Origin of the sequence: Rhodopseudomonas faecalis, assembly GCF_003217325.1 — a bacterium.
Classification (GTDB): domain Bacteria; phylum Pseudomonadota; class Alphaproteobacteria; order Rhizobiales; family Xanthobacteraceae; genus Rhodopseudomonas; species Rhodopseudomonas faecalis.
This window is the reverse complement of sequence record NZ_QJTI01000019.1, coordinates 27,045-40,009: the sequence shown is the minus strand read 5'-3', so window position 1 is coordinate 40,009 and position 12,965 is coordinate 27,045. Positions and strand designations below refer to the sequence as shown.

General features: G+C 62.6%; 8 protein-coding genes. All 8 read left to right on the top strand.

Annotated features, from left to right (window positions below):
• The first annotated feature begins 226 nt into the window (after nt 1-226).
• The 8 genes from secE (at nt 227) to rpoC (ending at nt 12,838) form a co-directional block, all read left to right on the top strand.
• The gene (gene secE, locus BJ122_RS14230) at nt 227-418 is read left to right on the top strand and encodes a preprotein translocase subunit SecE (RefSeq protein WP_027276718.1); all 192 of its coding nucleotides are present in this window, start codon (nt 227-229) and stop codon (nt 416-418) included.
• A gap of 24 nt (nt 419-442) precedes the next feature.
• Complete coding sequence (nusG, locus tag BJ122_RS14225) at nt 443-973, top strand: transcription termination/antitermination protein NusG (RefSeq protein ID WP_027276719.1); 531 nt, start codon at nt 443-445, stop codon at nt 971-973.
• 141 nt (nt 974-1,114) lie between these two features.
• Nucleotides 1,115-1,543, top strand: coding sequence for a 50S ribosomal protein L11 (gene rplK / locus BJ122_RS14220; RefSeq protein ID WP_027276720.1), 429 nt, complete (start codon nt 1,115-1,117; stop codon nt 1,541-1,543).
• 6 nt (nt 1,544-1,549) lie between these two features.
• Complete coding sequence (rplA, locus tag BJ122_RS14215) at nt 1,550-2,242, top strand: 50S ribosomal protein L1 (protein WP_027276721.1); 693 nt, start codon at nt 1,550-1,552, stop codon at nt 2,240-2,242.
• Nucleotides 2,243-2,925: 683 nt separating this feature from the next.
• Complete coding sequence (gene rplJ / locus BJ122_RS14210; RefSeq protein WP_027276723.1) at nt 2,926-3,444, top strand: 50S ribosomal protein L10; 519 nt, start codon at nt 2,926-2,928, stop codon at nt 3,442-3,444.
• A 51-nt stretch (nt 3,445-3,495) separates the two neighbouring features.
• A complete protein-coding gene (gene rplL / locus BJ122_RS14205) occupies nt 3,496-3,867 on the top strand; it encodes a 50S ribosomal protein L7/L12 (RefSeq protein ID WP_103010968.1) in 372 nt (123 codons plus the stop codon).
• A gap of 471 nt (nt 3,868-4,338) precedes the next feature.
• Nucleotides 4,339-8,463, top strand: a complete 4,125-nt coding sequence (rpoB, locus tag BJ122_RS14200; protein WP_110781686.1) for a DNA-directed RNA polymerase subunit beta — start codon at nt 4,339-4,341, stop codon at nt 8,461-8,463.
• A 178-nt stretch (nt 8,464-8,641) separates the two neighbouring features.
• Entirely contained in the window at nt 8,642-12,838 is a 4,197-nt protein-coding gene (gene rpoC, locus BJ122_RS14195) for a DNA-directed RNA polymerase subunit beta' (protein ID WP_110781842.1), read from the top strand.
• Nucleotides 12,839-12,965: the final 127 nt, after the last annotated feature.

The window sequence follows — 12,965 nt, the reverse complement described above, 5'->3', positions numbered from 1 at the left end:
TTTGCGGCCGGTAATCCTCGGCGCGCGTCTTGACCTAGGCGGATGGCCGCAGTACAGAACGGCACTCGCAGTCGGCCCGGTTAAGGATTTCCGACGCGGCGTGTTTTCCCGAAAAACGAGCCCGCTAGCCGGCTCATCCTTGGGGCAGGGAGACCTGACCTCAGGAGTGGGCGCAAGAGGGCTGTGCGGCTTTTCCGATAACGACGACGGACGCGGATCTCAAACGATGGCCTTCAGCCCGTTCAAATTCCTGCAAGAGGTTCGCAGTGAGACTGCGAAGGTCACCTGGCCGAGCCGCCGCGAGACCACCATCACCACGATCATGGTGTTCGTGATGGTCGCGCTGGCCTCCATCTTCTTCTTCTTTGCCGATCAGCTGATCCGTTTGCTGATCACCTTCATCCTCGGCATCCGTTAATACGAAGGCGCACGGAACACCCTCATGAGCATGCGCTGGTACATCGTCCACGCCTATTCCAACTTCGAAAAGAAGGTCGCGGAATCGATCCGCGAGCAGGCCAAGCAGCGTGGGCTTGAAGACCTGTTTGAGCAGGTGCTGGTCCCGACCGAAAAGATCACCGAAGTGCGCCGCGGCCGGAAGGTCGATGCTGAGCGCAAGTTTTTCCCGGGCTATGTGCTGGTCAAGATGAACCTCACCGACGAGGCGTTCCATCTGATCAAGAACACCCCGAAGGTCACCGGCTTCCTCGGCGCCGAAAACAAGCCGATGCCAATCTCCGAATCGGAAGCGATGCGCATCCTGCATCAGGTGCAGGAAGGCGTGGAACGCCCGAAAACCTCGGTGTCGTTCGAGGTCGGCGAGAATGTGCGCGTGGCCGATGGCCCGTTCGCGTCGTTCTCCGGCGTGGTCGAGGAAGTCGACGAGGCCCGCTCGCGGGTCAAGGTCGCGGTGTCGATCTTCGGCCGTGCCACTCCGGTGGAGTTGGAATTCGGTCAGGTTGAGAAGGTCTGATCGAGCGAGTAGGGAATAGGAATAGCGGATAGAAGAAGCGTCTGGCGGGTCCCGCTCTTCGCAACTTTCTATTCGCTGACATCGTGGGAGGTGAAGGCGGTCGCCAACCGCTCGAAGCCGAACCACTTATAGGAGAGCAGTATGGCAAAGAAAGTAACCGGATACCTGAAGTTGCAGGTGCCGGCCGGCGCGGCGAACCCGTCGCCGCCGATCGGTCCCGCGCTTGGTCAGCGCGGTCTGAACATCATGGAGTTCTGCAAGGCGTTCAACGCGCAGACCCAGAAGGAAGAAAAGAACACCCCGATTCCGGTGGTGATCACCATCTACGCCGACCGGTCCTTCACTTTCGAGATGAAGACCCCGCCGATGTCCTACTTCCTGAAGCAGGCGGCGAAGATCCAGTCCGGCTCCAAGGCGCCGGGCCGTGACAAGGCCGGCAAGGTGACCTCGGCGCAGGTGCGCGAGATCGCTGAGAAGAAGATGAAGGATCTGAACTGCGACAGCATCGATTCGGCGATGCGCATGGTCGAAGGCTCTGCCCGCTCGATGGGCCTGGAAGTGGTGGGGTAACAGGCCATGGCAATCGGAAAGCGTTTGAAGAAGGCCCGCGAGGGTATCGACCGCCAGAAGCTGTACCCGCTCGCTGAGGCCATCAAGCTGGTCAAGGAGCGCGCCACTTCGAAGTTCGACGAGACCATCGAAGTCTCGCTCAACCTCGGCGTTGACCCCCGTCATGCCGACCAGATGGTTCGCGGCGTGGTCATGCTGCCGAACGGCACCGGCCGCACCGTGCGCGTCGGCGTGTTCGCGCGTGGCGCCAAGGCCGACGAAGCCAAGGCTGCCGGTGCTGACGTGGTCGGCGCGGAAGACCTGGTGGAGAAGGTGCAGGGCGGTACCATCGAGTTCGATCGCTGCATCGCGACCCCGGACATGATGCCGCTGGTGGGACGTCTTGGTAAGGTGCTCGGCCCGCGCGGCATGATGCCGAACCCGAAGATCGGCACCGTGACCATGGACGTCGCCGGTGCGGTCGCCGCCGCCAAGGGCGGTTCGGTCGAGTTCCGCGTCGAGAAGGCCGGTATCGTGCAGGCTGGCGTCGGCAAGGCGTCGTTCTCGGAAGAGAAGCTGGTCGAAAACGTCAAGGCGCTCGCTGACGCGGTGTCCAAGGCCAAGCCGACCGGTGCCAAGGGCACCTACATTCAGCGCGTCGCCGTGTCCTCGACCATGGGCCCGGGCGTCAAGGTCGAGCCGGGCACCATCATCGGCTAACCAGCGCTGAGCACATACAGTTTGCGAGGGGCGAAATCGGGCAACCGGTTTCGCCCCTTTGCTGTGTTCCGCGGCTCCATGGCTGTGGTGCACCGGGATGTTCTGTCGCTCCCGCGCAACCGTGCATAAAAGATGCCGGAAGTCCGGATCAGCCCTTGGCAAGCGCGGTAAGACTCGTTAAACAAACCCGCCCGGACGTGCTGGCGCAGGCTGGCTTGTCCGTGCACGCATTCCGAAAACCCGAATTGTTAGGAGCTTGTTCCTTCAGTCCATCCGCCTGGAGCGTCTGAAGGAATGAACGACCGACGTCGGATGAATGCGGCAGGGCTCCAGATGAGGCGATCCGGCGACGGATTGTCAAATCGGGGTCCGATCCTGTCCGAGACTGCAGGCGCCCGAGATAAGCGAAAGCGCATCAACGGCTTAATCGATGCCTGCATAGATGGGTGACAACCGGATTTCGCCGTGCGGCTCGCGTCGCCGGCAACGGATCAGGTTCGAACCTCGACACCCCGGGCCACGGCCGGCTTTGCCGGTGCGGTACGGGAGGGCAGGCTTTTCATATCGTCTCGCCCGGCGTGTCTGATGAGGTCGTGTATCTCAAGGTCAGGTCGGGCAGGGCGATGGGTATAACCCGGCGGCCCTGCCTCTCGGCAAAGGTCGCCAACCGGAGAGAGCTTGCTGTGGATAAAGCGGCAAAAAAAGAAGCGGTCGCATCGCTGAATGGTCTGTTCAAGACCACCGGCGTCGCGGTCGTCGCTCACTATTCCGGCCTCACCGTTGCCCAGATGCAGAAGCTGCGTTCGCAGATGAAGCAGGCCGGCGCCTCGGTGAAGGTCTCGAAGAACCGGCTCGCCAAAATCGCTCTTGAAGGCACTGACGTTGCCGCCATCGGTTCCCTGCTGAAGGGGCCGACCGTGATCGCCACTTCGGACGATCCGGTGGCTGCGCCGAAGATCGCCGTCGAATTCGCCAAGGCCAACGACAAGTTCGTGATCCTCGGCGGCTCGATGGGGACGACTGCTCTGAACGTTGACGGTGTCAAGGCGCTCGCCTCGCTGCCGTCGCTCGACGAACTGCGCGGCAAGCTTGTGGGTCTGGTTCAGGCCCCGGCGACCAAGATCGCTCAGCTCTCGACCGCGCCCGCGTCCAAGCTCGCGCGCGTCGTTCAGGCCTATGCCACCAAGAACGAAGCGGCTTAAGCCCTTCCTCACACCACTGGTTCGAACTGATACGCTAAAGGAAACTGATCAATGGCTGACCTTCAGAAGATTGTTGACGACCTGTCGAGCTTGACCGTGCTCGAAGCCGCCGAGCTCGCCAAGATGCTCGAAGAGAAGTGGGGCGTGTCCGCCGCTGCCGCCGTTGCGGTCGCTGGCCCGGCTGCTGCCGCCGCTGCCCCGGCTGAAGAGAAGACCGAGTTCACCGTTGTGCTGGCTTCGGCCGGCGACAAGAAGATCGAGGTCATCAAGGAAGTGCGTGCGATCACCGGTCTGGGCCTCAAGGAAGCCAAGGACCTGGTCGAAGGCGCTCCGAAGCCCCTCAAGGAAGGCGTCAACAAGGAAGAAGCCGACAAGATCAAGGCCCAGCTCGAGAAGGCTGGCGCCAAGGTCGAGCTCAAGTAAGCTCAATGCACAGCCCGGCGGCGCGGCATGGCTCCGCCGTCGGGGGTGCGATGGTTCTTCAGAAGTCGCGGCGAGGGCCTTGGGCCGATCGCCGCGGTTTCGTCCCGGAGGGCCGGGACACAGGAAAGTGTGGAGATCGTCCGGGTTCGCCCTTCGAATCTCCATATTGTCGTCCCATATCGGGGCGGCAGCACGGCAACACGGTTGAGGGCAGGGACGGCGAGCTCTTTGCGCGGCCGTTGGGAGATCAGCAATTTCGGGCTTTTTCGGTCCGTGACGAGATGTTGGGACGGGCGGATGCAGTGAGCTGCGCCGCACGTCGTTTTGCGTTCTCGACTGAAGCGTGCGCGTTTAGGACAAATGTCCCAAGCTGAAGCCGCCGACTGAGACCGCAGCGTAATTCACACCCGGGGCTGGTGCCAGCCCGTCCCGGAAGCATCGCCCCGGCGGGCGACGAAATGAGAGGCCACGATGGCGCAGCAGACGTTCACCGGTCGCAAACGCGTTCGCAAGTTCTTCGGTCACATTCGGGAAGTTGCCGAGATGCCGAACCTCATCGAGGTTCAGAAGGCGTCTTATGATCAGTTCCTGATGGTGGAGGAGCCCGCCGGCGGTCGCTTGGACGAGGGCCTGCAAGCGGTGTTCCGCTCGGTGTTCCCGATTTCGGACTTCTCCAACACCTCGATGCTGGAATTCGTGCGCTACGAGTTCGAGCCGCCGAAATATGACGTCGACGAGTGCCGCCAGCGCGGCATGACCTACGCTGCGCCGCTGAAGGTGACGCTGCGCCTGATCGTGTTCGATATCGACGAGGAAACCGGCGCCCGCTCCGTGAAGGACATCAAGGAGCAGGACGTGTACATGGGCGACATCCCGCTCATGACCATGAACGGCACCTTCGTCGTCAACGGCACCGAGCGCGTGATCGTCTCGCAGATGCACCGTTCGCCGGGTGTGTTCTTCGATCACGACAAGGGCAAGACCCACTCCTCGGGCAAGCTGCTGTTCGCCGCCCGCGTGATTCCCTATCGTGGCTCGTGGCTCGACATCGAGTTCGACGCTAAGGACATCGTGTTCGCGCGTATCGACCGTCGCCGCAAGATTCCGGTGACGTCGCTGATGTTCGCGCTCGGCCTCGATGCCGAAGAGATCCTGTCCACGTTCTACAACAAGATCATCTACAAGCGCACCAAAGAGGGTTGGCGCGTTCCGTTCGATGCCAGCCGCTTCCGTGGCTACACCACCAGCACCGACCTGATCGACGCCGACACCGGCAAGGTCGTGCTCGAGGCCGGCAAGAAGCTCACCGTGCGTGCCGCGCGCCAGCTCCAGGAAAAGGGGCTGAAGGCGCTGCGCATGACCGATGAGGACCTGATCGGCAATTACCTGGCCGAAGACCTCGTCAATCCGAAGACGGGTGAAATCTATGCCGAAGCCGGCGAAGAAATCACCGACAAGTCGCTGAAGGCGCTGAACGAGCAGGGCTACAAGGAACTGCCGCTGCTCGACATCGACCACGTCAATATCGGCCCCTACATCCGCAACACGCTGGCGGCCGACAAGAACATGACGCGCGAAGACGCGCTGTTCGACATCTATCGCGTGATGCGTCCGGGCGAGCCGCCGACCCTCGAGTCGGCCCAAAACATGTTCCAGTCGCTGTTCTTCGATCCGGAGCGCTACGACCTGTCCGCGGTCGGCCGCGTCAAGATGAACATGCGCCTCGACCTCGATGCGCCCGACACCCATCGCACGCTGCGCAAGGAAGACATTCTGGCCGTAATCCAGACCCTGGTCGGTCTGCGTGACGGCCGCGGCGAGATCGACGACATCGACCATCTCGGCAATCGCCGCGTGCGTTCGGTCGGCGAGCTGATGGAAAATCAGTATCGCATCGGTCTGCTGCGCATGGAGCGCGCCATCAAGGAGCGCATGTCGTCGGTCGATATCGACACCGTGATGCCGCAGGACCTGATCAACGCCAAGCCGGCTGCGGCCGCGGTGCGTGAATTCTTCGGCTCCTCGCAGCTGTCGCAGTTCATGGACCAGACCAACCCGCTGTCGGAAATCACCCACAAGCGCCGTCTCTCGGCGCTTGGCCCGGGCGGTCTGACCCGCGAGCGCGCCGGCTTCGAAGTCCGCGACGTGCATCCAACCCACTATGGCCGTATCTGCCCGATTGAGACGCCGGAAGGTCCGAACATCGGTCTGATCAACTCGCTGGCCACCTTCGCCCGCGTCAACAAGTATGGCTTCGTCGAGACCCCGTACCGCAAGGTCAAGGAAGGCCGCGTCACCGACGAGGTGGTGTATCTGTCGGCGATGGAAGAAGGCCGCTACGCGGTGGCGCAGGCCAACGTGCAGCTCGACGACAGCGGTCGCTTTGCTGATGATCTGGTGGTGTGCCGCGCTGGCGGCACCCGCGACGTGGTGATGATCCCGTCCGACCAGGTCGACTACATGGACGTGTCGCCGAAGCAGCTGGTTTCGGTCGCCGCGGCGCTGATCCCGTTCCTTGAGAACGACGACGCCAACCGCGCGCTGATGGGCTCGAACATGCAGCGTCAGGCCGTGCCGCTGGTGCGCGCCGAGGCGCCGTTTGTCGGCACCGGCATGGAAGGCGTGGTCGCCCGCGACTCGGGCGCCGCGATTGCCGCGCGCCGCACCGGCGTGATCGACCAGATCGACGCAACCCGCGTCGTGATCCGCGCCACCGAAGATCTCGATCCGACCAAGTCGGGCGTCGACATCTACCGGCTGATGAAGTTCCAGCGCTCCAACCAGTCAACCTGTATCAACCAGCGCCCGCTGGTGAAGGTCGGCGACATGGTGCGCAAGGGCGACATCATCGCTGACGGCCCGTCGACCGATCTCGGCGAGCTCGCGCTCGGCCGCAACGTGCTGGTCGCGTTTATGCCGTGGAACGGCTACAACTTCGAAGATTCGATCCTGCTGTCCGAGCGGATCGTGAAGGAAGACGTGTTCACCTCGATCCATATCGAAGAGTTCGAGGTGATGGCCCGCGACACCAAGCTCGGCCCCGAGGAAATCACCCGCGATATTCCGAACGTCTCGGAAGAAGCGCTGAAGAACCTCGACGAAGCCGGCATCGTCTATATCGGCGCTGAAGTTCGCGCCGGCGACATCCTGGTCGGCAAGATCACGCCGAAGGGCGAAAGCCCGATGACGCCGGAAGAAAAGCTGCTGCGCGCGATCTTCGGCGAAAAGGCGTCGGACGTGCGCGACACCTCGCTGCGCGTGCCGCCGGGCGTGCAGGGCACCATCGTTGAAGTGCGCGTGTTCAACCGGCACGGCGTCGATAAGGACGAGCGCGCGCTGGCGATCGAACGGGAAGAGATCGAACGCCTCGCCAAGGACCGCGACGACGAACAGGCCATTCTCGACCGCAACGTCTACGGCCGTCTTGCCGACCTGCTCGATGGTCGCCAGGGCATTGCCGGTCCGAAGGGCTTCAAGAAGGACACCAAGATCACCCGTGCGGTGCTCGAAGAGTATCCGAAGTCGCAGTGGTGGATGTTCGCTTCGCCGAACGACAAGCTGATGGCCGAAATCGAGGCCATGCGGAAGCAGTACGACGAGTCGAAGAAGGGCCTTGAACAGCGCTTCCTCGATAAGGTCGAGAAGCTGCAGCGCGGCGACGAACTGCCGCCCGGCGTGATGAAGATGGTCAAGGTCTTCGTCGCGGTGAAGCGCAAGATTCAGCCGGGCGACAAGATGGCCGGCCGTCACGGTAACAAGGGTGTGGTGTCGAAGATCGTGCCGATCGAAGACATGCCGTTCCTGGAGGACGGTACCCACGCCGATATCGTGCTGAACCCGCTCGGCGTGCCGAGCCGCATGAACGTCGGTCAGATTCTCGAGACCCATCTCGGCTGGGCCTGCGCGGGCCTCGGCAAGCGCATTGGTCAGACCATCGACGCGTATTATCAGAAGCAGGATCTCCAGCCGATGCGCGAGACCCTGAAGAAGATCTATGGCGACCACGAAACCATCCAGTCGCTGAACGACAACGAGCTGCTGGAGCTGGCCCGCAACCTGAAGCCCGGTGTGCCGATTGCCACCCCGGTGTTCGACGGCGCCAAGGAGACCGACATCGAAGAGATGCTCAATCTCGCGGGTCTGGATGCCTCCGGCCAGTCGACCGTCTATGACGGCCGCACCGGCGACGCCTTCGATCGTAAGGTCACGGTCGGCTACATCTACATGCTGAAGCTGCACCATCTGGTCGACGACAAGATCCACGCGCGTTCGATCGGTCCGTACTCGCTCGTCACCCAGCAGCCGCTGGGCGGTAAGGCGCAGTTCGGCGGCCAGCGCTTCGGTGAAATGGAAGTGTGGGCGCTCGAAGCCTACGGCGCGGCCTACACGCTGCAGGAAATGCTGACCGTGAAGTCGGACGACGTCGCCGGCCGTACCAAAGTGTACGAGGCGATCGTGCGCGGCGACGACACCTTCGAAGCCGGCATTCCGGAGTCGTTCAACGTGCTGGTCAAGGAAATGCGCTCGCTCGGCCTCAACGTCGATCTGCACAATTCCAAGATGACCGTCGCGCCGACCTCCGAGGCGGCGGAGTAACAGCAGCAGGGCGGCGCGAGCGCCGCCCTTTCAGCCTCGTCCGGTGCCGCGGCGCAAAGCTGTGGCGCGGGGCGGGGTGGTCCCGCGGTGGGCGCAACGGCAGCCCGGGACGATACGGCGCGCAGGTTTTTGAGATTCTGCAGCAGGCGTGGCGAGGCCTGCAGGCAAGGAGACGATGATGAACCAAGAGATTATGAATCTGTTCAATCCGACGACGCCGGCTCAGGTCTTTGACCAGATCCGCATCTCGATCGCGTCGCCGGAGAAGATTCTGTCGTGGTCCTACGGCGAAATCAAGAAGCCGGAGACGATCAACTACCGTACGTTCAAGCCGGAGCGCGACGGTCTGTTCTGCGCCCGCATCTTCGGGCCGATCAAGGATTACGAATGCTTGTGCGGCAAGTACAAGCGCATGAAGTACAAGGGCATCATCTGCGAAAAGTGCTCGGTGGAAGTGACGCTGTCGCGCGTCCGCCGCGAGCGCATGGGGCACATCGAGCTCGCCGCTCCGGTTGCGCACATCTGGTTCCTGAAGTCGCTGCCCTCGCGCATCGGCCTCTTGCTTGACATGACGCTCAAGGATCTCGAGCGCATTCTGTACTTTGAGTACTATGTGGTGCTCGAGCCGGGCCTGACTGCGCTGAAGGATCGTCAGCTGCTGTCGGAAGAAGAGTATCTGCGCGCCCAGGACGAATACGGCCAGGACTCCTTCACCGCCATGATCGGCGCCGAAGCGATCCGCGAGCTGCTGAAGGGTCTTGAGCTGGAGAAGCTCGAAGGCCAGCTACGCGCCGAGATGCAGGAGACCGACTCCGACATCAAGCACAAGAAGCTCGCCAAGCGTCTGAAGATCGTCGAAGCGTTCCGCTTCTCCGGCAACAAGCCGGAATGGATGATCATGACCGTGGTCCCGGTGATCCCGCCGGATCTGCGTCCGCTGGTGCCGCTCGATGGCGGCCGCTTCGCTACCTCGGACCTCAACGACCTGTATCGCCGCGTCATCAACCGTAACAACCGCTTGAAGCGGCTGATGGAGCTGCGCGCGCCGGACATCATCATCCGCAACGAAAAGCGCATGCTGCAGGAGGCCGTCGACGCGCTGTTCGACAACGGCCGCCGCGGCCGTGTCATCACCGGCGCCAACAAGCGTCCGCTGAAGTCGCTGGCCGATATGCTCAAGGGCAAGCAGGGCCGCTTCCGTCAGAACCTGCTCGGTAAGCGCGTCGACTATTCCGGCCGTTCGGTGATCACCGTGGGTCCGGAACTGCGCCTGCATCAGTGCGGCCTGCCGAAGAAGATGGCGCTCGAACTGTTCAAGCCGTTCATCTATTCGCGTCTCGACGCCAAGGGCCTGTCGACCACCGTCAAGCAGGCCAAGAAGCTGGTGGAGAAGGAGCGTCCGGAGGTTTGGGACATCCTCGATGAGGTGATCCGCGAACATCCCGTGCTGCTGAACCGCGCGCCGACGCTGCACCGCCTGGGCATTCAGGCGTTCGAGCCGGTGCTGATCGAAGGCAAGGCGATCCAGCTGCATCCGCTGGTCTGCTCGGCGTTCAACGCCGACTTCGACGGTGACCAGATGGCGGTGCACGTGCCGCTGTCGCTGGAAGCGCAGCTCGAAGCGCGCGTGCTGATGATGTCGACCAACAACATCCTGCACCCGGCCAACGGTCTGCCGATCATCGTGCCGTCGCAGGATATCGTGCTCGGCCTGTACTACCTGTCGATCCTGCGTGAAGGCCTGCCGGGCGAAGGCAAGCTGTACAGCGAGATGTCCGAGATCGAGCACGCGCTGCACGCCAAGGTCATCCACCTGCACACCAAGATCAAGTATCGCTGGTATGGTCAGGACGAGGAAGGCAATCCGGTCAAGCGCTTGATCGAGACCACGCCGGGCCGCGTGCTGCTCGGCCAGGTGCTGCCGAAGCACCCGAAGGTGCCGTTCGAGACCATCAACAAGCTGATGACCAAGAAGGAAATTTCTGGCGTCATCGATCAGGTCTACCGTCACTGCGGCCAGAAGGAGACCGTGATCTTCTGCGACCGCATCATGGCGCTCGGCTTCTACAACGCGTTCAAGGCCGGCATCTCGTTCGGCAAGGACGACATGGTGGTGCCGTCGTCGAAGTGGAAGATCGTTGAAGAGACCCGCTCGCTCGCCAAGGAATTCGAGCAGCAGTACAATGACGGTCTGATCACCCACGGCGAGAAGTACAACAAGGTCGTGGACGCCTGGTCGAAGTGCACCAAGAAGATCTCGGAAGACATGATGACCGAGATCTCTTCGGTCAAGAAGGGCAAGGGCGCCGAAGGCCAGATCAACTCGATCTTCATGATGTCGAACTCCGGCGCCCGTGGTTCGCAGGACCAGATGCGCCAGCTCGCCGGCATGCGCGGCCTGATGGCCAAACCGTCGGGCGAGATCATCGAGACGCCGATCATCTCGAACTTCAAGGAAGGTCTGTCGGTTCTCGAGTACTTCAACTCGACCCACGGCGCCCGTAAGGGTCTGGCCGACACCGCGCTCAAGACCGCGAACTCGGGCTATCTGACCCGCCGTCTGGTCGACGTGGCGCAGGACTGCATCATCACCGCGTCGGACTGCGGCACCTCGCTCGGCATCAAGATGCGCGCCATCGTTGACGCCGGCACCGTGGTCGCCTCGCTCGGCTCGCGTATTCTCGGCCGCACCGCGGGCGAGGACGTGCGCGATGCCGCCACCAACGAGGTGATCGTTGCCCGCGGCACGCTGATGGATGAAAGCCATGTCGATGCGCTGCAGCGCGCCGGCATCCAGGAAGTGAAGATCCGTTCGGCGCTGACTTGCGAACTGGTCAACGGCATCTGCGCCAAGTGCTACGGCCGTGACCTCGCGCGCGGCACCCCGGTCAACCACGGCGAGGCGGTCGGCGTGATCGCGGCGCAGTCGATCGGTGAGCCGGGCACGCAGCTGACGATGCGTACCTTCCACATCGGCGGCGCGGCGCAGATCAACGAACAGTCGTTCATTGAATCGAACTTCGAAGGCAAGATCGTCATCAAGAACAAGGCGATCGCCAAGAACAGCGAAGGCCATCTGGTCGCGATGGTGCGCAACATGGTGGTGGCGGTGGTCGATGCCGACGGCACCGAGCGCGCCACCCATCGTATCCAGTACGGCGCGCGCATGCGCGTCGACGAGGGCGATATGGTCAAGCGCGGCCAGCGCATCGCCGAGTGGGACCCGTACACCCGCCCGGTGCTGACCGAAGTGGAAGGCACCATCGGTTTCGAAGATCTGGTCGAAGGCCAGTCGATTTCGGAAACGCTGGACGAATCCACCGGTATCGCCAAGCGCGTGGTCATCGACTGGCGCTCCTCGCGTGGCGGCGCGGACCTGCGTCCGGCGATCGTCATCAAGGGCGCGGATGGCAAGGTGCTGAAGCTGGCGCGCGGCGGTGACGCCCGCTACATGCTGTCGGTCGACGCCATTCTGTCGGTCGACGTCGGCTCCCCGGTGAAGCCGGGCGACATCCTCGCCCGTATCTCCACCGAAAGCGCCAAGACCCGTGACATCACCGGCGGTCTGCCGCGGGTGGCCGAACTGTTCGAAGCCCGCAAGCCGAAGGATGCCGCGATCATCGCGGAGATCGCCGGCACCGTGCGCTTCGGCCGGGACTACAAGAACAAGCGTCGTATCTCCATCGAGCCGATGAACAAGGACGAGGAGACCCGCGAATATCTGATCCCGAAGGGCAAGCACATCCACCTGCAGGACGGCGACATCGTCGAAAAGGGCGATTTCATCGTCGAAGGCAATCCGGCGCCGCACGACATCCTGGCGATCAAGGGCATCGAGGAACTCGCGGCCTACCTGGTCAACGAAATCCAGGAAGTGTACCGGTTGCAGGGCGTGTTGATTAACGACAAGCACATCGAGGTGATCGTTCGCCAGATGCTGCAGAAGGTCGAAATCACCGACCAGGGCGAGACCGACATGATCGCGGGCGAACAGATCGACAAGATCGAGTTCGACCAGATCAACGCCAAGGCGAAGGAAGAGGGCAAGAAGATCGCGACCGGCACCCCGGTGCTGCTCGGTATCACCAAGGCCAGCTTGCAGACCCGCTCGTTCTTCTCGGCGGCGTCGTTCCAGGAGACCACCCGCGTGCTCACCGAAGCCGCGGTCAACGGCAAGATCGATCCGCTGGAAGGTCTGAAGGAAAACGTCATCGTCGGCCGGCTGATCCCGGCGGGCACCGGCGCCTCGATGGCCCGGATTCGCGAAGTCGCGGTGAAGCGCGACAAGCTGATCCTGGACGAGCGCGAGAAGCAGACGGCGGTCGTGCCGAATGTGCCGGAAGCCGAGCCGCTGGCGCTGCCGCCGGTCGAATAGCTCGTTGCGAGCCATTCCTAGTCAAACCGTTGAAAGGCCGGCGTCAGCCGGCCTTTTGACATTGAGGGACGATTTCCCGGGGCAGATTACGGCTTGTTCATCTTCCCTTCAGGTGCTTCACGCTCAT